Annotated in this window: 21 protein-coding genes; 10 read left to right on the top strand and 11 right to left on the bottom strand. The window is 56.2% G+C overall.

What is annotated here, in order from left to right:
- The first annotated feature begins 877 nt into the window (after positions 1 to 877).
- The 10 genes from I2123_RS25510 to I2123_RS14815 all read left to right on the top strand — a co-directional run bounded on the left by I2123_RS25510 (position 878) and on the right by I2123_RS14815 (position 12,041).
- The gene (locus tag I2123_RS25510; protein WP_244207736.1) at positions 878 to 1,270 is read left to right on the top strand and encodes a hypothetical protein; all 393 of its coding nucleotides are present in this window, start codon (positions 878 to 880) and stop codon (positions 1,268 to 1,270) included.
- Positions 1,271 to 1,546: 276 nt separating this feature from the next.
- Positions 1,547 to 3,241, top strand: coding sequence for a methyl-accepting chemotaxis protein (locus I2123_RS14855; protein ID WP_112164371.1), 1,695 nt, complete (start codon positions 1,547 to 1,549; stop codon positions 3,239 to 3,241).
- Positions 3,242 to 3,309: 68 nt separating this feature from the next.
- The gene (locus I2123_RS14850; RefSeq protein ID WP_213050858.1) at positions 3,310 to 4,980 is read left to right on the top strand and encodes a methyl-accepting chemotaxis protein; all 1,671 of its coding nucleotides are present in this window, start codon (positions 3,310 to 3,312) and stop codon (positions 4,978 to 4,980) included.
- A gap of 69 nt (positions 4,981 to 5,049) precedes the next feature.
- Positions 5,050 to 5,922 carry a protein-glutamate O-methyltransferase CheR gene (gene cheR, locus I2123_RS14845; protein WP_112164369.1) on the top strand — a complete coding sequence of 291 codons (873 nt, stop codon included), beginning with the start codon at positions 5,050 to 5,052 and terminating at the stop codon, positions 5,920 to 5,922.
- On the top strand, positions 5,922 to 6,971 hold the full coding sequence (locus I2123_RS14840; RefSeq protein WP_112164368.1) for a protein-glutamate methylesterase/protein-glutamine glutaminase: 1,050 nt from the start codon (positions 5,922 to 5,924) through the stop codon (positions 6,969 to 6,971). Before cheR ends, I2123_RS14840 begins: the two co-directional genes overlap by 1 nt.
- A gap of 46 nt (positions 6,972 to 7,017) precedes the next feature.
- Positions 7,018 to 7,407, top strand: coding sequence for a chemotaxis response regulator CheY (gene cheY, locus I2123_RS14835; RefSeq protein ID WP_056769710.1), 390 nt, complete (start codon positions 7,018 to 7,020; stop codon positions 7,405 to 7,407).
- 8 nt (positions 7,408 to 7,415) lie between these two features.
- Positions 7,416 to 8,060 (top strand): protein phosphatase CheZ, encoded by a 645-nt coding sequence (gene cheZ, locus I2123_RS14830; RefSeq protein WP_112164367.1) that lies wholly within the window; start codon positions 7,416 to 7,418, stop codon positions 8,058 to 8,060.
- A gap of 334 nt (positions 8,061 to 8,394) precedes the next feature.
- Positions 8,395 to 9,546: a flagellar biosynthesis protein FlhB gene (flhB, locus tag I2123_RS14825; RefSeq protein ID WP_112164366.1), complete on the top strand. Its 1,152-nt coding sequence runs from the start codon at positions 8,395 to 8,397 to the stop codon at positions 9,544 to 9,546.
- Positions 9,539 to 11,620: a flagellar biosynthesis protein FlhA gene (gene flhA, locus I2123_RS14820; RefSeq protein WP_213050857.1), complete on the top strand. Its 2,082-nt coding sequence runs from the start codon at positions 9,539 to 9,541 to the stop codon at positions 11,618 to 11,620. Before flhB ends, flhA begins: the two co-directional genes overlap by 8 nt.
- Before the next feature lie 4 nt (positions 11,621 to 11,624).
- Positions 11,625 to 12,041 (top strand): flagellar protein FlhE, encoded by a 417-nt coding sequence (locus I2123_RS14815; protein WP_213050856.1) that lies wholly within the window; start codon positions 11,625 to 11,627, stop codon positions 12,039 to 12,041.
- Here I2123_RS14815 and I2123_RS14810 read toward each other — a convergent pair.
- The 11 genes from I2123_RS14810 to I2123_RS14760 form a co-directional block, all read right to left on the bottom strand.
- Complete coding sequence (locus tag I2123_RS14810; RefSeq protein ID WP_213050855.1) at positions 12,010 to 13,143, bottom strand: fatty acid desaturase family protein; 1,134 nt, start codon at positions 13,141 to 13,143, stop codon at positions 12,010 to 12,012. The two genes, I2123_RS14815 and I2123_RS14810, sit on opposite strands and share 32 nt — an antisense overlap.
- Positions 13,140 to 14,255, bottom strand: a complete 1,116-nt coding sequence (locus tag I2123_RS14805; protein WP_112164502.1) for a fatty acid desaturase family protein — start codon at positions 14,253 to 14,255, stop codon at positions 13,140 to 13,142. Before I2123_RS14805 ends, I2123_RS14810 begins: the two co-directional genes overlap by 4 nt.
- Before the next feature lie 10 nt (positions 14,256 to 14,265).
- Complete coding sequence (locus I2123_RS14800; RefSeq protein ID WP_213050854.1) at positions 14,266 to 15,390, bottom strand: sterol desaturase family protein; 1,125 nt, start codon at positions 15,388 to 15,390, stop codon at positions 14,266 to 14,268.
- Positions 15,383 to 15,997 (bottom strand): phosphatase PAP2 family protein, encoded by a 615-nt coding sequence (locus tag I2123_RS14795; protein WP_213050853.1) that lies wholly within the window; start codon positions 15,995 to 15,997, stop codon positions 15,383 to 15,385. Before I2123_RS14795 ends, I2123_RS14800 begins: the two co-directional genes overlap by 8 nt.
- Positions 15,981 to 17,273 (bottom strand): F390 synthetase-related protein, encoded by a 1,293-nt coding sequence (locus I2123_RS14790; RefSeq protein ID WP_213050852.1) that lies wholly within the window; start codon positions 17,271 to 17,273, stop codon positions 15,981 to 15,983. The genes I2123_RS14795 and I2123_RS14790 overlap by 17 nt, the downstream gene beginning before the upstream one ends.
- Complete coding sequence (locus I2123_RS14785; RefSeq protein ID WP_213050851.1) at positions 17,270 to 18,073, bottom strand: MBL fold metallo-hydrolase; 804 nt, start codon at positions 18,071 to 18,073, stop codon at positions 17,270 to 17,272. Before I2123_RS14785 ends, I2123_RS14790 begins: the two co-directional genes overlap by 4 nt.
- Positions 18,066 to 19,082, bottom strand: coding sequence for an NAD-dependent epimerase/dehydratase family protein (locus I2123_RS14780; RefSeq protein ID WP_112164358.1), 1,017 nt, complete (start codon positions 19,080 to 19,082; stop codon positions 18,066 to 18,068). Before I2123_RS14780 ends, I2123_RS14785 begins: the two co-directional genes overlap by 8 nt.
- Positions 19,079 to 20,089: a 3-oxoacyl-[acyl-carrier-protein] synthase III C-terminal domain-containing protein gene (locus tag I2123_RS14775; RefSeq protein WP_244879923.1), complete on the bottom strand. Its 1,011-nt coding sequence runs from the start codon at positions 20,087 to 20,089 to the stop codon at positions 19,079 to 19,081. Before I2123_RS14775 ends, I2123_RS14780 begins: the two co-directional genes overlap by 4 nt.
- Positions 20,090 to 20,314: 225 nt before the next feature.
- Positions 20,315 to 21,244 (bottom strand): ROK family protein, encoded by a 930-nt coding sequence (locus I2123_RS14770; protein WP_213050850.1) that lies wholly within the window; start codon positions 21,242 to 21,244, stop codon positions 20,315 to 20,317.
- Positions 21,241 to 22,107, bottom strand: coding sequence for an ABC transporter permease (locus tag I2123_RS14765; RefSeq protein WP_112164356.1), 867 nt, complete (start codon positions 22,105 to 22,107; stop codon positions 21,241 to 21,243). Before I2123_RS14765 ends, I2123_RS14770 begins: the two co-directional genes overlap by 4 nt.
- A complete protein-coding gene (locus I2123_RS14760) occupies positions 22,107 to 23,027 on the bottom strand; it encodes an ABC transporter permease (protein WP_112164355.1) in 921 nt (306 codons plus the stop codon). The genes I2123_RS14765 and I2123_RS14760 overlap by 1 nt, the downstream gene beginning before the upstream one ends.
- Positions 23,028 to 23,030: the final 3 nt, after the last annotated feature.

Genomic DNA, 23,030 nt, shown 5'->3' with positions numbered 1-23,030 from the left:
GCTGGTGGCAGAGGTTCTCTTAACAGAAGGAGCCGCGTATCTTTTACGTATCCTTTTCTGTCTAGATGGTGTCAGCGCTGGGTCTTAACTCCGCTCATAAGTTACTGGTTTTTATGAGCTTGTCCTGCCACTGTCCTATCTGAATTGGTGGGGCTGGGGGGATTTGAACTCCCGGATATACCCTGTATTACTCGCGGATAAACATCCATACTTCCAAAAAACCTTTCCCCAAAACCATTTTTAACTATATGAAGTAAAAGGGAATTATTTAGCACTCACTGGCATTACTTTTACACGAAAAATTAGCTCTATATAATTGATTTTAAGTAATTAAATGCTGTTTTTACATTGCTGCCGGACAGGCAGCTTAGAAATCTGTAGGTTGCACCATGTCCAGCTTGACGAAGTTCACTGCCGTGCAGGCAGCTTAGAAAATTTGGTCTAATATTTCTTGTGGTAATACAACGTTCACTGCCGCCCAGGCAGCCCTTCCCAACACCAGTCAATCGCGCCCAATGCAACTGACTGCAAACGGTAAAAAATTCCCTGGAAGCAATATCCCATTCTCATTATTTACCCATTTTATCTGTATGGGTATCTGGCTAAAGTGTCCCCGCTGCGGCAAAATCCCCAGCCGGGTGTAGGAACCTGGTTGTACTATTCAGCGCATTGCGGTTTGCATGCGCTATCGCTTTGTATCACTCATTATTGCAGTGGATTTTCAAATACTTCTGTAATATATCAATGGTGACTCAGGTGGGGCAGCTCCAGGGCTGATCGACAATTCCAGTACATCGATTCCTACCCCCGCCTGGGTTACCTCCAAAGTGTAGGATCTTAGGAGGCAGCGTAATAAGCTTTTCTGGAAGCCATTTAAATGAATACCAATGAAACATCCGACACAGTTCACGATTCATGGTCAATCACCGACAGCTGCCGCTTAATCGCGAATGCGATGATCAATCCGCAGAACAGCGGGGCGCAGAATATTCTTTCGCTGATGCTACAGCATCAGCTGGAAAACCTGGAAGCGGCGCTGATGCAGCCGGTTCCCGAGCATCGTAAGCATCCTGAAATGCCCGCCGACGATGGCCTGTTCGATTACACCGAACTGGAACCTTCTGAGCTATGCGATCAGTGCATGGCGCTGAATTACGCACTGATGACGCTGCACGACAGAAAGATAAAAGAGATCCTCGCATTTATTCTCTGGGAGCGTTTCGAGATGCTGCGCAGTTCGCTGTATACGACCTGCGAGGAAGCCGCATGAAACAGGACTGGCATCAGGCAGAGAATGTTGATGCCACTGAAATGAAGCGAACAACCCTCACCAAACGCCGTAGTCACAGAACAGGCCCCTCGTTCCAGCGTCAGCGCGCAGTTTAAAGCCTGGGGGGCAAATCGGGCGGCGGCGACAGGCCGACGCCCACGGTTTTGATTTAAACCCTCCACCTAATCCGCAAAATTTTTCGATCCCCATCACATAAAGTTCCCCCCGATCCTGCCGATAACCCTTCCAGATAATTCTCATTTAAAAAGGTACAACATGTTCAACCGTATGAAAGTGGTCACGGGCATCGTGATCTTACTGGTGGTCTTCGGTGCTTTACAGTTGGTATCCGGTGGCCTGTTCTTCAAATCACTGAAGACGGACAAAGACAATTTCACCACGTCGCAACAGATCCGTTTACAGCAGGCGGAATTTAACGCCAGCTGGATCTACTTGCTGCAAACCCGTAACACGCTTAACCGCGCGGGTATTCGTTTTATGCTCGACGCGAACCAGATGGGCAGCGGCGCGACGGTTAAAGAGCTTGTCGACACGGCGACTCAGGATCTGAAAATCGCCGATCAGCACTTTGCCAACTATCAAAAAATTCCGGTAGATGCCAGCCAGAACCCGGCGTTAGCGGCAGAAGCTAAAAAACAATATCAGGTGCTGCATGACGCTCTGGCGGAACTGATTGAGCTGATTGGTCTCGGGCGCATCAATGATTTCTTCGAACAGCCGACGCAGAAGTATCAGGATAACTTCGAAAAAGCGTTCGTGTCCTATATCGACCAAAACGACCATCTTTATGACGAGGCCGTGAAAGTCAGCGAGAACTCCTTCAGCCACGCGTTGTGGATGCTGGGCACCGTACTGATTGTATTGGCGATTATCATCGTTCTGGCGTGGGTCGGCGTGCAGCGCATTTTGATTCATCCGCTGAAAAATATCGTCATTACCATCCGCAAAATCGCGACCGGTGATCTGACGCACGAAATAGTGGTGAAAAGCCGTAATGAAATCGGCCAGCTTGCCGATAGTCTCAAGTACATGCAGGAAGAATTGATTCGTACGGTATCCGGCGTGCGCCATGGCGCAGACGCGATTTACAGCGGCGCGAGCGAAATCTCTGCCGGTAACAGCGATCTCTCTTCCCGTACTGAAGAACAGGCGTCGGCGTTGGAAGAAACCGCCGCCAGCATGGAGCAGCTGACTGCCACTGTGAAACAGAACGCCGAAAACGCCCGTCAGGCCAGCCAGCTGGCACTGAGCGCGTCGGAAACGGCGCTTAAAGGCGGCAAAGTGGTGGCGAACGTGGTCGAAACCATGAACGACATTGCCAGCAGCTCGAAGAAAATCACCGACATTACCGGTGTGATCGACGGCATCGCCTTCCAGACTAACATTCTGGCACTGAATGCCGCGGTGGAAGCCGCGCGTGCCGGTGAACAGGGTCGCGGATTTGCGGTGGTGGCCGGTGAAGTCCGCAGCCTGGCGCAGCGCAGCGCACAGGCAGCAAAAGAAATTAAAGGTCTGATAGACGACTCCGTCAGCCGCATTAATACCGGTTCGGTACTGGCAGAAAGTGCCGGTGAAACCATGAATGACATGGTGAATGCGGTAACCCGCGTCACTGACATCATGGGCGAAATCACCTCGGCATCGGATGAACAAAGCCGCGGGATTGAGCAGGTCGCACAGGCGATTACCGAAATGGATCGGGTGACCCAGCAGAACGCCTCACTGGTTGAAGAATCCGCGTCCGCCTCGGCGGCGCTGGAAGAGCAGGCGAGCCTGCTGACGCAATCGGTGGCGGTGTTTACCTTGAGTCAGTCCGTAACAAACAGCGTGCGCCCGGTAACTTCGTCTTCGTCAAGATTGCCTTTATTGACGCCAAACCTGTCAGGTTCTAAAGCCGGTACAGGTGGCGCGTCTGAGAGCAATCTGACTGAAAACTGGGAAACTTTTTAAGCCACGTACATCGCAATAATTATAAGAAATACTGTGCCGGTCAGGGCCGGCACATAAAGAGGCTACCCATGTTTAAGCACATCCGTGTGTCCACCTGCATGTTTTTACTGTTGTTAGTGTTTTTTGTGATGCAACTGGTTAACAGCGGTTTATCGCTGTACGCCGCCCACACGGATAAAACAAACTTCGAACAGATTTCAAATACGACTCAGCAACGCGATGCGCTGAGCCAGAGTTGGTCATATCTGCTGCAAACCCGTAATACGCTCAACCGCGCGGCAACGCGTCTGGCACTCAAACAGCCACAGGACAACATCACGCAGCTGATGGCCGATGCCAAAGCCAGCCTGAAAAAAGCCGAAGACGCTTATGCGGCATTTTTGGCGCTACCACGCAGAACCGAGAAAGCAGCGGAACTGACGGCGGTGAACAAAGCCAGCTACCAGCAACTGCACGATATGTTGCAATCGCTGAACGATATGCTTTCAGCGGGCGACATGCAGGGCTTCCTTAACGGCCCGGCACAGAAATATCAGGATCAGTTCCAGAAAGACGTCGGCAATTACACCGAGTATGTCGGCGGACGTTTCCAGCAGGCGCAGCAGCAAACGGTCGAGTCTTATCAGAACGTGATGGTAAATACGTCGGTGATTATTGTTCTGCTGGTGCTGTTAACCGTGCTGGCGTTGATCATCACCCGTCGGATCCTGTTTACGCCGCTGACCGTCATGCGCGGGCATTTTGACCGCATCGGCGCGGGCGATATCTCGGCACCGATCGCTGTTGAAGGCCGCTACGAAATCAAAGTCATGCTCGACAGCCTGCAACAGATGCAACAGTCGCTGGCCAACACCGTGCGCACCGTGCGTCATGGTGCAGACACCATGTTTTCCGGCCTGAAAGGTATCGCTGTCGGTAACACAGATTTATCTGCGCGTACTGAACAGCAGGCTTCCGCACTGGAAGAAACCGCCGCCAGCATGGAGCAACTGACCGCGACCGTGAAACAGAATGCGGAAAACGCCCGTCAGGCAACGCAGCTGGCACGCGATGCGTCAAACACCGCGGAGAAGGGCGGCGAACTGACCGGCAACGTGGTGAAAACCATGAATGACATCGCCGGCAGCTCGAAGAAAATCAGTGCCATCACCAGCGTCATCGACGGCATTGCATTCCAAACCAACATTCTGGCGCTGAATGCCGCCGTAGAAGCCGCCCGTGCGGGTGAACAAGGTCGCGGATTTGCCGTAGTCGCCGGTGAAGTGCGGAGTCTGGCGCAGCGCAGCGCGCAGGCTGCGAAAGAGATTAAAGCGCTGATTGATGAATCCGTCAGCCGTGTCAGTCAGGGGTCGGCACTGGTGGAATCCGCCGGTAACACGATGGATGACATCGTGCGCGCCGTGACCCGCGTCACCGACATCATGGGCGAAATCGCCTCGGCGTCGGACGAGCAGAGTCGCGGTATCGAGCAGGTCTCGATTGCCGTCACGCAGATGGATCAGGTAACCCAGCAGAACGCCACGCTGGTTCAGCAGGCCGCGTCTTCCACCCATGCGCTGGAAGTGGAGTCTGAGAATCTGACCCGTGCGGTCTCGGTGTTCCGCTTAGCGACTTCCGATGGCGTGCTACAACCGCGCAACGGTCAGGCCTCCGGCTTTACACCGCGTCAGGTGACACAACCTGCGTTACTCCCTGCGACCGCGCGTGCGGGATCGGCAGATAACTGGGAAACCTTCTGACAGACCGGGTTGCGATGAAGCGTCACAAAAGGTTTAGAAGTACCACCTGTTCGTTACTGGAGCTGCACCATGAATCAACCAGGCTCGCCAATGAGTACTGATAACACCTCGATCATGGCACAGATGATCCAGCGTTTACCGCTGTCAGATATCCATTTCCGTCGGATAAGCGAACTCATCTACCAGCGCGCGGGTATCGTGCTGGCGGACCACAAACGGGAGATGGTCTACAACCGGCTGGTCCGTCGGTTGCGGATCCTCGGGCTGAACGATTTCGGCAGCTATCTGGCCATGCTGGAAAGTGATACCAGCAGCGCGGAGTGGCAGGCGTTTATTAATGCGCTGACCACCAACCTGACGGCATTTTTCCGTGAAGCGCACCACTTCCCGATCCTGGCCGAGCATGCGCGTTCGCGACCGAATAACTACAGCGTCTGGAGCACGGCCGCCTCAACGGGCGAAGAGCCGTACTCCATCGCCATGACCCTGAGCGAAGCGCTGGGGCCGCGGATGGCCAACTGTCGCATCCAGGCCAGCGACATTGATACTCAGGTGCTGGAAAAAGCCACGGCGGGCGTCTATCGCCAGGAAGAATTACGCACGCTCAGTCCGCAGCAGTTGCAGAAGTTCTTTCTTAAAGGCACCGGCCCGCACAGTGGTCTGGTGCGCGCCCGTCCGGAACTGACGCAGATGGTGGCGTTCCAGCAACTAAATTTACTGGCGAACCAGTGGCAGCTGAACGGGCCATTCGATGCAATTTTCTGCCGTAATGTGATGATTTATTTCGATAAAGAAACACAGGAGAAAATTTTACGCCGATTCGTTCCGTTACTTAAGCCGGGTGGCCTGATGTTCGCCGGACACTCTGAAAACTTCAGCCAGATCAGCCGGGAATTTTATTTGCGCGGCCAGACCGTCTATGGCCTCGCCAAGGAGAGGTAATGAATAAAATCAGAGTATTGAGCGTCGATGACTCGGCGTTAATGCGTCAGCTGATGACAGAAATCATTAACAGCCATCCCGATATGGAAATGGTGGCCACCGCGCCGGATCCGCTGGTCGCACGCGATCTGATCAAGAAATTTAACCCGGATGTGCTGACGCTGGATGTCGAAATGCCGCGCATGGACGGGCTGGATTTTCTGGAAAAACTGATGCGTCTGCGCCCGATGCCGGTAGTTATGGTGTCATCGCTGACCGGTAAAGGCTCGGAAATCACGCTACGGGCGCTGGAGCTGGGAGCGATTGATTTCGTGACCAAACCTCAGCTGGGCATCCGCGAAGGGATGCTGGCGTACAGCGAAATGATTGCCGACAAGATCCGCACCGCGTCGAAAGCGCGACTGAACAAAAGCGTCAATCTCGACCAGCCGCGCATGCTCAGTCATACGCCGCTGCTCAGCAGTGAAAAGCTGATCGCGATCGGATCCTCCACCGGCGGCACCGAGGCGATACGCCACGTGTTGCAGCCGCTGCCGCCGACCTGTCCGGCGCTGATGATCACCCAGCACATGCCGCCGGGGTTCACGCGCTCATTTGCCGAACGCCTGAACAAACTGTGTCAGATAACGGTGAAAGAGGCCGAAGACGGCGAGCGCGTTTTACCGGGACACGCTTACATCGCGCCGGGTGACAGGCATATGGAGCTGACGCGTAGTGGTGCTAACTATCAGGTTAAGTTGAACGACGGCCCGGCGGTGAACCGCCATCGTCCGTCGGTTGACGTGTTATTTCGTTCGGTGGCGCAGTTCGCCGGACGCAATGCTGTCGGGGTGATCCTGACAGGAATGGGCAATGACGGCGCCGCCGGCATGCTGGAGATGCATCGCGCAGGGGCGTATACCCTGGCACAAAATGAAGCCAGTTGTGTGGTTTTCGGTATGCCTCGTGAGGCTATCGCCACCGGTGGCGTCAATGAAGTGGTGGATCTCAGCCAAATCAGTCAGCGAATGCTGGCACAAATATCAGCCGGTCAGGCATTACGTATTTAATTTTTCAGCCTTGCGCTGGGTAGCAAACCTTAGGAGTAGATAAAACATGGCCGATCCAAATCTGAGATTCCTGGTAGTAGACGATTTCTCTACCATGCGTCGTATTGTTCGCAACCTGTTGAAAGAGCTGGGCTTCCAGAACGTGGAAGAAGCAGAAGATGGCGTTGATGCGCTGAACAAACTGCGCGCCGGGGGTTTTGACTTCGTGGTATCCGACTGGAACATGCCTAACATGGACGGTCTGGATTTACTCAAAACGATCCGCGCTGATGCCGCACTGGCAAAACTGCCGGTACTGATGGTCACCGCCGAAGCGAAAAAAGAAAACATCGTGGCCGCCGCGCAGGCCGGTGCCAGTGGTTATGTCGTGAAGCCATTTACCGCCGCCACGCTGGAAGAAAAGCTGGGCAAAATCTTCGAAAAACTGGGCATGTAGGAGTACTTATGGCAGAGATACCAATGCCTGCAAATGATGCAGCAACCGCGGGCGATATCATCGCCCGCATTGGGCAACTGACTCGTATGTTACGTGACAGTATGCGTGAACTTGGCCTGGATCAGGCCATTGCTCAGGCGGCTGAAGCGATTCCTGATGCGCGCGATCGTCTCGATTACGTCGTCACCATGACCGCACAGGCGGCCGAACGTGCGCTCAACTGTGTTGAAGCGGCGCAGCCTGTTCAGAACAAACTGGAATCCGGCGCGAAAAAGCTCGATAAGCGTTGGGATGAATGGTTTGAGAATCCGATCGAACTGTCGGATGCACGCGAACTGGTTTCCGATACCCGCGGCTACCTGAAAGAAGTGCCAGAGCACACCGGTTTCACCAACGCACAGTTGATGGAAATCATGATGGCGCAGGACTTCCAGGATCTGACCGGTCAGGTGATCAAACGCATGATGACCGTGGTGCAGGAAATTGAAAATCAGCTGCTGATGGTGCTGATGGAAAACATTCCTGAACAACAGGCCAGAGCGAAACGTGAAAACGACAGCCTGCTCAACGGCCCGCAGCTCGATACCAACGGTGTCGGCGTCGTGGCATCGCAGGAACAGGTCGATGACCTGCTGGATTCATTAGGTTTCTGATGCGTCTGTTTTTCTCCAAAGAACACCTCTTAGTGCCACACTGAGGGGTGTTTTTCTTATCCGCAATTTTCTATAAATACATTCATCAGTTGAATAACCCACTTTTATCCCCGCTGTTCCATCCATCAGACTTAGCCGCTTTTGTCATGCTATCCCTGCGTCATTGAAGCTGCAGCGGCGTTAGCGTCGCTCAATCACCCGAATCACTGACTTTATGTCAGCTCATCGGGATTCTTTCACTCGCTGCCTTGCTGCAACTCCAATGTCTTTGGGAGTTTTGCAAAATTGTGCCCGTCGCTTTTTAAAGCCGGGTAAACCCTGACAGGAACCGCCGGTGGCTGAAGAAAGCGATCTCGAAAAAAGTGAAGCCCCCACGGCGCACCGGTTAGAAAAAGCCCGTGAAGAAGGCCAGATCCCGCGCTCGCGTGAGCTGACCTCGATGCTGATGCTCGGCGGCGGTCTGACGCTGCTGTGGATGTCCGGCGAATCCATGTCGCGTCAGCTCGGCGTGATGATTGCGCAGGGGCTGAATTTCGATCACAACGTCATCGGTAATGACCGGCAGATGTTGCAGCAAATGGCCTCGCTGCTCGGGCGCGCAGTAATGGCGCTGATACCGGTGATCGGCGGGCTGATTTTGATCGCACTCGCCGCGCCGCTGCTGCTGGGCGGGCTGATGTTCAGCGCGAAATCTTTCGAATTTAAGGCCAGCCGCATGGATCCGATTGCCGGGTTCAAGCGGCTGTTTTCCGGTCAGGTGCTGGCGGAGCTGCTGAAGGCGATATTAAAAGCGTCGCTGGTCGGCAGCGTAGCGGGGATGTACCTGTGGCACAAATGGCCGGAGATGCTGCGGCTTATCGCCCAGCCGACCATTCCGGCGCTCGCTGAAGCGCTGCATATGGTGGTTTTTTGCGGGCTGCTGGTCGTCTTCGGGTTAACGCCGATGGTGGCGTTCGACGTGTTCTGGCAAATCTGGAGCAACCTGAAAAAACTGCGTATGAGCAAGCAGGACATCCGCGACGAACATAAAAGTCAGGAAGGTGATCCGCACGTCAAAGGGCGTATCCGCCAGCAGCAACGTGCAATGGCCCGACGCCGCATGATGGCCGATGTGCCGAAGGCCGACGTGATTGTCACCAACCCGACGCATTACGCCGTGGCGCTGCAATACAGTGAAGACAAAATGAGCGCGCCGAAGGTGCTGGCGAAAGGTGCGGGCAACGTGGCGTTGCGCATTAAAGAGCTGGGTGCCGAACACAAAATTCCGATGCTGGAAGCGCCGCCGCTGGCGCGTGCGCTTTACCGGCACAGCGACATTGGTCAGCAAATCCCTGCCGCGCTTTACGCTGCGGTCGCCGAAGTTCTGGCCTGGGTTTATCAGCTGAAACGCTGGAAGCGTGAAGGCGGACTGATCCCTAAAAAACCTCAACATTTACCGGTGCCTGAAGCATTGGATTTTGCAGGAGAGACTGATACCCATGGCTAATCTGGCCGCGATGCTGCGTTTACCCGCCAACTTTAAGTCCGGACAATGGCAGGTGCTGGCTGGCCCTATCCTGATTCTGATGATCCTGTCGATGATGGTGCTGCCGCTGCCGCCGTTCCTGCTCGACTTGCTGTTTACCTTTAATATCGCGCTGTCCATCATGGTGCTGCTGGTGGCGATGTTCACCCAGCGGACCCTGGATTTTGCCGCATTCCCAACCATTCTGCTGTTCTCCACGTTGCTGCGCTTGTCGCTCAACGTGGCCTCGACCCGTGTGATTTTACTGGAAGGTCACACCGGCGGCGCGGCGGCAGGGCGGGTGATCGAAGCCTTCGGCCACTTTCTGGTCGGCGGTAATTTCGCTATCGGTATCGTGGTCTTTATCATCCTCGTCCTGATTAACTTTATGGTTATCACCAAGGGTGCGGGGCGTATCGCCGAAGTGGGCGCGCGTTTCGTGCTCGACGGCATGCCCGGCAAACAGATGGCGATTGACGCCGATCTCAACGCCGGTCTGATTGGTGAAGACGAAGCCAAACAGCGCCGCAGCGACGTGACGCAGGAAGCCGACTTCTACGGTTCGATGGACGGTGCGAGTAAGTTCGTGCGCGGTGACGCCGTCGCCGGTCTGATGATCATGATCATTAACGTTGTCGGCGGCCTGCTGGTCGGCGTTCTGCAACATGACATGGATTTCGGTCACGCGGCGGAAAGCTACACCTTGCTGACCATCGGTGACGGTCTGGTCGCGCAGATCCCCGCGCTGGTGATCTCCACCGCAGCGGGTGTGATAGTGACCCGCGTCGGCACCAATCAGGACGTCGGCGAGCAGATGGTCACCCAGCTGTTCCGCAATCCGCGCGTCATGATGCTCAGCGCCGGTGTGCTCGGATTACTCGGTATGGTGCCGGGCATGCCGAATCTGGTCTTCCTGCTGTTCACTACCGGGTTGCTGGCGCTGGCCTGGTGGATCCGTGGTCAGGAACAAAAAGAACCGGTGGTGAAAGTCGCCGCGCCGGTCGAAGGCGAAAACAAACAGCTGGTGGAAGCCAGCTGGCAGGACGTTCAGCTGGAGGATCCGCTGGGGATGGAAGTCGGTTACCGACTGATCCCGATGGTGGATTTCGCGCAAAACGGCGAACTGCTGGGGCGTATCCGTAGTATCCGTAAGAAATTCGCGCAGGAAATGGGCTATCTGCCGCCGGTTATCCATATCCGCGATAACCTCGAACTGCCGCCTGCGGGCTACCGTATTCTGATGAAAGGCGTCGAAATTGGCACCGGCACGGCGCATCCGGGCCGCTGGATGGCGATCAATCCTGGCAGCGCGATTGGCGAGCTGCCGGGTGAGCCGACGGTCGATCCGGCCTTTGGTCTGGCCGCCGTGTGGATTGAACCGGCGATGCGCGAACAGGCGCAGATTCAGGGCTACACTGTGGTCGAGGCCAGCACCGTGGTGGCAACACACCTCAATCACCTGATAAGCCTCCACGCCCGTGAGCTGTTTGGCCGTCAGGAAACGCAGGAGCTGATGGATCGCGTCGGCAAAGAAATGCCGAAACTGACCGAAGACTTTATACCGGGCGTGATTTCGCTGACCAACATGCACAAAGTGCTGCAAAACCTGCTGTCCGAGCGCGTCTCGATCCGCGACATGCGCACCATTATTGAAACGCTGGCAGAATACGCGCCGACCCAGCCGGATCCGAACGAGCTGACCTCGGTCGTACGCGTGGCCCTGGGCCGTGCGATTACTCAGCAATGGTTCCCTGGCACCGGCGAAGTGCAGGTTATCGGGCTCGATACCGCGCTGGAGCGCCTGCTGTTGCAGGCATTGCAAAGCGGCGGCGGTCTCGAGCCGGGTCTGGCCGATCGTCTGCTGACGCAGTCCGAAGCGGCATTACAGCGTCAGGATATGCTCGGTGCGCCGCCGGTTCTGCTGGTGAACCACGCGCTGCGTCCGCTGTTGTCACGTTTCCTGCGCCGTTCACTGCCGCAGATTGTGGTGATGTCGAATCTGGAAATGAGCGACAGCCGCCAGATCCGCATGACCGCGACCATCGGTGGGGAATAAGAAGATGAAAAAGGCGGCGTTGTGGCTGCTGCTGTGCGTCAGCGGACAAGGACTGGCGGCGTCCGGCTCCTGGTCGGACACACAGCGCGGCGTAACGCTGCAAAACCGTGGCGTGATGGCCTCTTCGGCGGCGCTGGCGGCGGGCGAGAGTTCCCCCGTACGGCAGCGTGCCTCGGCGACCATCACTACTGTCAGCTGGAAATATGAACTGATGGGGCCACGTCCGGCGGGGCTTCAGGTCCAATTGTGTAACACGATGAACCGCTGCGTGGCGCTCGACGGCGACAGCGGCCAGACACGTTCTTTTTACGGTCAGGCGGCCAGTTCGCCGATGCGGCTTATTTATTTCGTGCCTGGCAAAGGGGCGATGAATCCGCCGTTACGCGTTCTCAGCAATCAGGTGATTGTGAATTATCAGTAGGTTTATCCATCAATCCTGTCGCCGTCTCTCCTTTCCCCATCGCCCGCAGGAATCGCTGCTGGGCAATCAAAATCTCTTTCAATGAAACGCAGTGATAGGTCACGCCGTGGCGCTGCGTGACTTGAGCGATAATGTCCGAAAGAGCCGGATAATGCCGGTGGTTCCAGTTGGGGAAAATGTGGTGGGTCAGGTGACGGTTGAGTTCGCCCATCCAGTATGACAGCCAGCGCGGAGAAGGCACCCAGTCGATGGTGGTCGCGAAAACGTGGCGATAGCGGCCGTGTTGGAAATGCCCGTCTTCAGGGACTTCATAAAACGTCCCCATCGCCCAGTGCGAGCCTAAAATCAGCACAACAAAAATCAGCGAAGAGAGCATCTGTCCGGCTAAATAACACCATAGCAGCGTGTCGCCGCCGATACCCTGCTGGCGCAAAATCCAGTAGGGGAGCGCCAGTGCCAGCAGCAGATGCAGCGTTTTGGCCGTCAGAAACAGCCCCCAGCCGCGCATGCCCTGATGGCGCATTTTTGGCTGCACGCGGGTTTTACCAGCGCGGTCGATCCAGTCAAAAAACCAGATGATGCAAGGAAATGTCAGCGCCGCGACAAACGGCCAGTAATATTGCTGCGCCTGCATAAAGCGTTTAATCCGCTGGAAAGGCGTCTGGCGCAGCACGCCGTTTTCCTCGATATCGAGATCGTAACCCTGCACATTCAGGTGCGCGTGATGACATTCCACATGGCGCACCCGCCAGCAGTCGGCGTCCAGCCCCAGCGGAATACAAATCACAAAGTTCAGCGCGCGGTTCGCCCACGCCTGACGGAAAAACGCGTTGTGCGAGGCATCGTGCACGGCATTGATGGCCAGCAACATGGCAGTAAAAATAAACGCAAAATAACCGCAGGCAAAAATGACGGGTTCACCGCTCAACAGGGCTGTGGTGTAAAACAGCCCGCACAGCGCGATCAGGCACAGCAGTTTGCCGATCATCCAGCCATCGGCAAACCGGTGATCGTGACGTTGCAGCAGATACTGATTTGCCGCTTTGGTCAGGTCGCGATGCAGCGCCAGATCGTCGCGTTGCTGATAGGTCGGCGCGGTCATTTCTGACTCCACGGGCCTGAACTTTCGGCTGTGCGCAAATCTTCACCGTTGCCCATTTTGCGCAGAAAATCCTGCTGTTCGCGCAGCAACTGGCGATAGCCGATACAGCGATAATTCAGCCCGTGTTCAGTGGCAAGCGCGGCAATGATCTTCGCCAGCGCCGGATAATGCCGGTGATGCCAGCCCGGAAACAGATGGTGCGTCAGATGCAGGTTGAGCATCCCGAACCATTTTTCCAGCCACAGCGGCGACGGGTGCCAGTCGCAGGCGGTAGCGAAATTATGCTTATACCAGCCCTGCGGCATTTTGCCTGCGGCGGGCGCTTCATAAAATTCCGCCTGCGCCCAGTGTGTCCCCAGCAGCAGAAATACCACGAAGGTGGAGGCGATCATCTGGCTGACCAGATAGCTGGCAATCACCACGCCTGTGCCGATGCCGTGGGCATGGGCGACGAACAGTGGAACGACCAGCACCAGTAATAAATGCAGAAGCTTAAACCCGGCGAAAATCACCCAGCCGCGTCTGCCGGGCAGCGCATCAGTCAGCTTTAAAGGGGTTTTGCCCATTCGGTCCGACCAGTCAAAAATCCACGCGATGTAAGGCAGGGACAGCGCGGCGATCAGTGGCCAGTAGAGATGCTGAAAGCGCATGTGCGGGCGATGTTGCTGGTACGGGCTCTGGCGGAAGATACCGTTTTCCTGCGTATCCAGATCGTAATGTTCGACGTTGGCGTAGCGGTGGTGGAACTCTACGTGGCGGACCCGCCAGTAATCCGGGTCGACACCCAGCGGCAACGTGACCAGACGGCTGATGATTCGGTTGGCGCGCGTGCTGCGTAAAAAGACATTGTGCGAGGCATCGTGATTGACGTTGACGTTCAGCAGCATACCCATCAGCACGAACAGCAGATATCCGCCGAAGAATCCCCAGCCGGTGTGCTGCGTGAGGCAAATGATGTAGCCCGCCACGCACCACAACGACAGTGCGAGGGCTTTCACCAGGCTGACTCCGTCGGCGTAGCGGTGGTCGCCGTGATCTTTCAGATATGCCTGCGCCTGAATGTTCAGCGCGCGGTGAAACGCCTGTTCTCCATCGGGCATAAACAGCGGCATTGCGGGTAATTTACTCACAAGCGGGCACCTGCGCCTGACGGCGTCCGAACCCAAGCGCCAGACTGATGCCGTGGAGGGTGATGAACGGCATCAGCCAGATCCAAAACGTTTCGTGCCAGCTCAGGCCAATCAGGAAAATCGCGGAGAGCGCTACGGTTATCAGCAGCCACGCCGTTACGCCCCATTTGCGGCCTTCGGCGATACCGCCCAGCGCCAGCGTTCCGGCCATCAGTAACAGGAATAATGTAATCTGCGGCCATGTGGTGCCGTGATAGCCGTAACCATATTGCCAGACGTAGCCGACAACCAGTGAGAACAGCAGCATGGCGCCTGTCAGCAGGCTGGCAGTGGCGCAGCGGAACTGCGGTGGTTTGGGCTGATAGCGGAAAGGTAATTTCAGATACTGAAAGAACGGCTGATTGCTGGCCCAGAAGGGATTCTGCGGATGCGGCTGCTTGCCGGAACCGTAGCTGAAATCTTCCTCCGGCAGTCCCGGCCAGAACGTGCCGAACATCTTGTCCCAGAAAATAAAGGTGCCGCCGCAGTTTTTATCCGCATAGAAACGGTCATTCACGTGATGAACACGGTGGTGCGAAGGCGTAACAAAAATCTTTTCGAGGAACCCGAGATTGCCGGTCAGGGCGTTGTGGTTAAACAGCTGCACAGAGTAATGCAATAGCGATACGGCGATAAAAACCGACAGCGGGACACCGACGATCGCCAGCACCATGAAGAACGGAATTGAGGTCAGCGACGAATACCAGGAATTGCGCACGCCGAGCGACAGGTTAAAGTGCTCCCCCTGATGATGCACCACGTGGACCGCCCATAGCGGGCCGAACTTATGGTGCAGACGGTGCAGCCAGTAGAAGCCGAAATCCCAGGCCAGAAGGGCGAAAATCCACACCAGCGGCGCCGGCCAGCTGCTCACCCAGTTCAGGCTGAAATGGGTGACCACCAGCCCGTAACAAAAAATCTCCAGCCCGCGAAACAGCCAAAGCACCACATGCCCGGAGTTAAGATTAAACATGACGTCCCGCCAGTTCACCGGCTCTTTACGCAAGTACTGCAACAGGCAGGCTTCGCCCAGCACGACCGCCAGCATAAAAACGATCGGAATGATTAAATCAACCATGAGCGCTTTCCTTTTGACCGGAACGGGAGACAAACATTAACCGCCAGAGCAGTGCGCCGACGCTGAGCGCCAGGGCTGTGCCGCTGAGCAAATCGACAAACAGATGACGACGTAGTTGCAAAATGGAGAAGGCGATAGCCAGAGACCACAGCACGTAAGCGCAGGTTTTCCACCGGGTGCTGCTGACGGCCCAGACAGCCAGCACCGTCAGCGCCATATGCAGCGAGGGCAAACAGTTCTGGGTCGAATCCACGTCCGCTAATCGGGTAAGCAGCCGCCCGCTAAGGGTATTCTGCGTAAACGCGGGATAAGCCATTGTCGTCGGCCAGAGCATATAGACAACGCCCGCTAACAGCGCGGTAACCATCATCGAATTACGCAACCAGCGCAGCCGGTGAGCCGGGCAGGTCAGATAGGCCAGAGGAATGATCAGAAAGAATGACAGATACAGCCAGATACCGGCCGTGCTGAATGGGATCGCCCGGTCAATGAAGGAGGGCATCAGTATTATACCGGCTTGCTGAAAAGTGTCGGTCAGCTGATACACCACGCCGACGGTGCCCCAGCCAACCAGCATGTGCCACAAACGGTTAACCATGAGCGGCATCCTCCCGGCGCATGATGCGGCGCTTTTTGTGCATAAAATCCGCAGGAATATCGCCCACCTGCAGTGTCCACCGTAGCTGAGAAACATCCACGGCCTGTAGACTGAAATGCCGCTCCAGCTGCGTTTTGCATTCCTCAAGTTCGGCCTGACTGCATTCGCCCTGCAACAACAGCGAGACGCTACCACGCTGCGTCAGCCGGTAATCTGCGGTCAGCGGCAGGGTATTGGCGATAACCCGGTTGCAGACGTCGGCAAAAATCGTCTTTGGCTTCGCGTCATTGCCGGGCAACGCCAGCCCGTCATCGCAGCGGCCTTCGATGCGTTCAAGCGACATCGTGACGCGACCACATCCGCACGGCTGCCCGCGTTTGACCAGCACATCATCCAGCCGATAACGCACGATGGGTTGAGTATGGCGGGTAAAATCGGTAATCACCGGGATGAAACGATTATCGTCGATCCACTCCGGTTCAATGTGAATAAATTCCTCGTTCAGGTGCAGCGTTCCCTGCTCGCAGGTGGCGGCAAGAAAGCCTTCAGTCGCCTGATACACCTCACCGACCTGCGGGAAAACCTGCTCCAGCAGCTGGCGATCCTGAGCCGTTAACACTTCGGCAACCGAGATGACTTTGCTGACATTGAGCCTGAGTTCCTCATTCAGCACCGCCAGCGCTAACTGTCGCAGGACCTGTGCCGGGGCGACAATAATGGTCGGCGTGAACTTTTCCAGCCGCAGCATTTGCGGATGAAAAGAGGAGAATAAATCGAAGAATTCCAGGCTCAGCCAGCGGTTATTGACGCTGTGATAAAGATTATTGTCCGCGCGTAAAAACATCGCGACGCGCTCACCGCGGCGTAATCCCTGTGGCAACATTTTTGCCAGCATACCACCGGCCCAGACCTGCTGTTCGTGCGGGCTGACGACAAAAATTCCGCGCTGTCCCGACGTCCCCGAAGAGAGCCCGACGCTGAATCCTTCAATTTGCGGCGTAAAATACCGGTCACGTTCCGCCCGCTGTGCGCAGGCGAGTAAAGTGTCTTTCTTCAGACCCGCCGTATTCATCTGATCGAAATTTGCCATCATCAGTGCTTTGTTCATTTGCGGCCACTGACTGAACGGCAGCGTGGCACAGGCTGAGAACCACGGACTCTGTGAGAGCGTTTTACGGGCGAACTGACGCAGTTTCTTTTGTTGCCACGCGAGCAGTTTTTCGCGGCTGTGAAACCTGAGCCTGCGGGTGCGCAGATAGTGCCAGAGGGTTTTCAGCGGGATCATAAATCGCCTTCGTGACACAGGTGGATCTTCACGTTGCCACCGAGATGCAGCTGATGCAGGCGGTTAAGAGTCTGGTAATACGCTGCACTGTTGTCCATCACCAGATGCGCCATGCGCGACGGGCCGCGCAGAGATTCATAACTTTTTGGCGACCACGCGGCGTCACTGGCCAGCAGTTCCCAGCCGGAATCAGTGAGCACAAACGCGCCGATATGTCCGGCGGCGTGGCCTGGCAAAGGCACCAGAATAATTTCATCACCGCTGCCCGGAAGTCGGTAGCCGCGCTCAAAAGGTGCGAGTTCAGCGGGCAGGGCGGTTTCTTCAAAAGCCTCCATCCACTGCAAACCGGTTTCGAAATCGTCCGGGATTAACCCCGGCACGAAGGCGTTTCTCAGGGCAGCAAAACCGCGCAGTTTACGCGAGCGGATCCACCCGTCCATGCTGCTTATTGACGGTACACCGCTGAAATCACGCAGCCCGGCGATGTGGTCGCCGTGGAAATGCGAGATAATCAGCGCCGTGATATCGGCGGGCAAAATCCCCTGACTCGCCAGCTGGCGGAACAGCGCATCCTTTGAGTCGAAATGCACCGGCGTGGTGGCGCGGTACAGGCTGAGAATTCCTTTGGTGTAGTGCTCGAAATGATCGGCATAGCCGGTATCCCATAGCCAGCGCTTACCCCTGGCTTCTAACAACCATGCACGGGCAGGAAATTTACACACCCGCCACCCGGCACCTTTTAGCGCCATGCAGCCGGGGTGAAGGCAGTAGCCGACTTCAAAAGCGGTGAGTTTAGCCAAGGTGCAGTCCCTTATTTTGCCGCATTGCCTGAGCCGTCAGCGCGATGCCCTGTTCCATGGAATACACCGGCCGATAATTCAGTTCATTTATCGCACGGGTCTGGCTGAGTGTCATATCAAAATTTACCGCACCTACGCTGTAGCGGGTCAGTAGCGGTTCAATGTGTCGCACTTTCGCCAGCAGCTCCATCCCTGCCGCCACGCCGTAAAGCAGCGGATAAGACACCGGTTTAATGGTGAAGCGGATATTCAGCTGTTCGCGCAACAGCTGATGCAGCATCTCTTTGAGCTGCTCAGGCTGCTGATTGGTAATGTTATAAGCCGCCGCCAGAGGAAGATTCTCTTGTGTCGTTGCCTGCCACATCGCCTCCACCACATTGAGCGTAAACGTCAGATCCAGCAGCGTTTCACCACCGCGCGGCAGGCGCAGCACACCTTTGTTCATGCGGATTTGCCCAATAACGCGGGGGATGATCACCCGGTCATGAGCGCCAAATAAACCGCGTGGCCGTAAAACAGTAAAGCGGGTGGCAGGGAATTGCTGCTGGCGCTGCGTGATGCAGCCTTCGGCCAGGAACTTACTGCGGGCGTAATGATTGGCGAAGCGTTTGGCGCTATAGCTTTCGTCGATATCCGCGTGATGTTTGAAATCAAAATAGATGGCCGGGGTGGAAATATGCACGAAGCGCGGCACACCGGCTTGTCCGGCGGCGAGCGCCAGCCGGTCGGTGACATCCACATTGGTACGCATAAAGGCTGCCGCATTACCCCACGGCGAAGACTTTGCCGCACAATGCCAAACGGCGTCGCATCCCCGCACCAATGAAGTCAATTCTGCCAGGGTGGCATGGTCGAGATCGAAGAAGCGGAAATTCGCCCCTGCGACGCTCAGCAGTTTACCGGTCACCAGATCGCGACCCGCTGCCACCACCTCATGCCCCTGGCTCAGTAGCCATTCAACGGCATTTCGCCCCAGTCCGCTGGTGGATCCCGTGACTAAAATTTTCATGGGAGTAACACCATACCGCCGAGGGTTAATCCGGCCGCAGTGCCCACCAGCGCCACCGGTTTACCCGGCGTAAAGCGTTGATGGGTGATGGCGTAATGCAAAGCGGTAGGAATGGACGCTGACACCTGATTTCCGTGATGCCGGTAGATATCGACCAGCACGTCTTCAGGCACCTTGAGACGACGGCGCATGTGCTCAAGGGAAACCTGACTGGCCTGGTGCGGGACAATGGTGGCGAGATCAGCCATTTCGCAATTTGCCGCCGTCAATAATCTGGCCCAGTACTCTTCGATAAGGGAGGCTGCCAGCCGGAACAGGCGTTTGCCATCCATGTGGAATAAGAAATCTTTGTCGTCGATCCCCGCACGAGGATTACGACGAGTGCCGCCTGCGCGGATGTGGCAAAGGTCAATTCCGGCGGGGTAGGTTTCCATCAGGCAGGAGAGAATGCCGCTGCGGCCGTCTCCCTTTTCTACGATAGCGCATGCCGCGCCGTCACCGAGAATAATCGACGATTCTTCATGCGCCCAGTTGATACCGCGCGAAGCAAGTTCCGCACTGACAATGGCGATGCGCCGATAGGCACCGGTATTAAGTAAGCCCGCCGCGACCTGTAACGCCGAGATAAAGCTGACGCAGCTGGCGTTGACATCAAAGGTGCTGATGCCCTCGCGAAGTGGCGACGCTTTCAGCACGTGCGCCGCACTGTATGGCAGCGCTTGCACTGGAATGGCCGAGGCGAAAATCAGTAAATCGACCGAGTCCGCCGGGATATTGCCGCGGCGCAGTGCGTCGGTGATGGCTTCCGCCGCAAGCTCAACCTGCGAGGCGCGATCGTCACCGTGGAAACGGTGTTCAACGCCCGAACGCTGTTCCACATAACCGGCGGATTTACCGAGACGTATATCCAGCTCTGCCGAGGTGATTTTCAGCGGTGGTAACGCCGCACCCGAGGAGATAATTTTCAGTGGTACCAGCAATGGTGAAACAGGTGAAGTCCTGACAATATCCACATATATCCTTATGCATTTTTTAATTTTTTGTCCGGGGAAAGGGTGCGTCTCACCGGGCGGATGTATTGGATATATTACCTGTTTTAGCAATGCGGGGGGAGTTGAGGACACTTAAAGAGTTGTTTAAGAAATCAAACTGAAGTTCAGGCAGGGACAAACCATGCTGATTTGATCCCTGGCCCGTGTAAGCGGCAGCTCACGATGAAGGGCGGAAGGGATTTATCCTTCTATTCTGCCCATCACCGATGCACCCACCAACCCGCCTTCCGTGAGGAATTTTCCCGGTATTAACAGCGGTGCAGCGTAACGGTGTAATACCCGCTCGCGCAACGCGAGGTCTAATGCCGCGATCAGTTCTGTCGCTGACGCCAGTCCCCCGCCAGCAACAATCTTTGAAGGGCCGAGAATATTCACCAGCAGGGCCAGCGGTTCTGCGACCAGCTGGAGCCAGGCGCGGACGGTGAGCCCGCATGTGCTATCACCCGCCTGCCAGCCGGTGACGATCTCCAGACTCGATGCTTCGCGCTGGTGAAAATGCTGATGCAGCCGTTCCATACCGCGTGCAGCGCCGAGCTTATCGAGACAGCCGGTCTGACCGCAGGCGCATTTCAGGCGCGGAACGAGGTAGGTTTTCCCTTCAATATTCAGTTCCGTGCGGGTGATGGCACCGTGTCCCCACTCGCCGGTGACGCCGCCGTGGCCGCGGACTAACTGGCCGTTGATGACCAGACCGCCACCGACACCGGTGCCGAGAATAATTGCGACGACGATCGGCTGATGTTGCGCATTTCCGGCGTGCGCTTCCGCCAGAGCAAAACAGTCGGCGTCGTTGGCGGCGGTCACCGGACGGTTCAGCGCCGTACTCAAATCTTTTGCCAGCGAGCGGCCAGTGAACGCCGGAATATTGGTTGCCAGCAGTTCACCGGTTTGCGGAGACACCAGCCCGGCGGTGGAAATCGCCAGCGGGGTAGAGGAAGGTAAATCCGCGCCATACAGGGTAATAAAATTTTGCATGGCGGCAACGAACGCATCCCACGAGGCGACGGGCGTCGGAACTTTGCCGCACTCTTCCACCTCGCCTGAAGCCCGGGAAACACCAAATTTAATAAAAGAACCGCCGATATCGGCACAAAAAACCGCAGAGCTCATGAGCGTGTGTCCAGTAAATCTCGCAGTCCGTCGCCCAGTACGTTAAAACCAAGCACGGTCAGCATAATGGCCAGACCGGGGAACAGCGAAAGGTAAATATTGATGCCGAGAAAGTTTCGGCCATCGCTCATCATGGTACCCCATTCCGGCATCGGCGGTTGCACTCCCAGACCGAGAAACGACAAGCTGGCAGCGGCGAGAATAACGGTGCCGGCGGTCAGCGTCGATTGCACGATAATCGGGCCAATGGCGTTGCGCAAAATGTAATGCACGATGATGCGATAGTTCGATAAACCCAGCGCCTGCGCGGCTTCGACATACTCCATTTGCTTTAAACCGAGCGTCAGATTACGGCTCAGGCGCGCATAAACCGGAATGGCAAACAGGGAAATGGCGATCAGCAGATTCACCAGCCCGCCGCCAAGGATACTGACCACCAGAATGGCCAGCACGATGCCCGGAAACGCGAACAGCATATCCATAAACCACATAATAATCATGTCGGTATAGCGTCCCGCCATTCCGGCAATAATCCCCAGCGGAATACCGACGATCATCGCCAGCCCGACGCTGAGCACCACTTCGATAATCGAGATCCGCGCGCCGTAAATCACGCGGGCGAAAATATCGCGGCCATAATCGTCGGTGCCGAACCAGTGGCTGGCATCCGGGGCGAGCAGGGTATCGATGAGATCCTGCGCGTAGGGATCATGACGGGTTATCAGCGGCGCGAAGAGTCCCGCCAGCACGATCAGGCTGACAATAAGCCCGCCGAGCGTCACCGCAGGATGACGCCAGAACCAGCGGAACAACCGCAGCGTGCGCGGTTTGCGACGGGGTAATTGCGTGATAATGGCTGACATTAATCGAACCTTATTTTTGGATTCAGGAAGGCAATCAGTAATTCGCCCAGCAGGTTCATCACCACCACGCCGCAGACCGCCACCAGTGCGACGCCCTGAATGACCGGGTAATCACGATAGCGCACGGAATCCACCAGCAGGCGGCCAATGCCCGGCCAGTTAAAGACCGATTCGGTAACCACCGCGCCGCCAATCAGGCTGCCGAAATTCAATGCGACGATAGTGACAATCGGGATCAGCGCGTTGCGAAAGGCGTGGCTGCAATAGACGGTGGTGGCAGACAGTCCCTTGGCACGTGCGGTGCGGATGTAATCTTCCGAGAGCACATCGAGCATGCTCGATCGCGTCATGCGCGCCATCACCGCCATCGGTAAAACCGCCAGCGTGACCGAGGGCAGAATGTAACTTTTCCACGACGTCGCGCCGAGCAGTGGCAGCCAGCCAAGATTGACCGAGAAGGTGTTCATCGCCATCAGCCCCAGCCAGAAGTTGGCGATGGATGCACCGGCGATCGCCAGTAACATCACGCCAAAATCCGGCCAGCGGTTACGGTAAACCGCGCCTATCATGCCTGCCGGAACACCCACCGCCACCGCCAGAAAATAGGCCAGCACTGCCAGCATCAGCGTATACGGCAGACGTTCGCCGATTTCCTGTGTGACCGGTTGCTGCGACTGCAACGATACGCCGAGATTGCCGTGCAACACGTCACCGGCAAAGTGCAGGTATTGTGTCACTATCGGCTGGTCCAGCCCGAGGCGGACGCGCATGGCATCGACCGCTTCCTGCGTTGCTTCGGGCCCGGCCATCAGACGTGCCGGATCACCGGGCAGCGCGCGGATGGACACAAAAATCAGCATCGATACCCCGATCAGAATGATCGGGAAGGCGATGAGTTTTTTGGCAAGATAGGCTTTCATGGC

The sequence above is a fragment of the Rahnella inusitata genome (genome assembly GCF_018288855.1).
Taxonomy (GTDB): domain Bacteria; phylum Pseudomonadota; class Gammaproteobacteria; order Enterobacterales; family Enterobacteriaceae; genus Rahnella; species Rahnella inusitata.
This window is presented reverse-complemented; position numbering and strand designations above follow the sequence as displayed.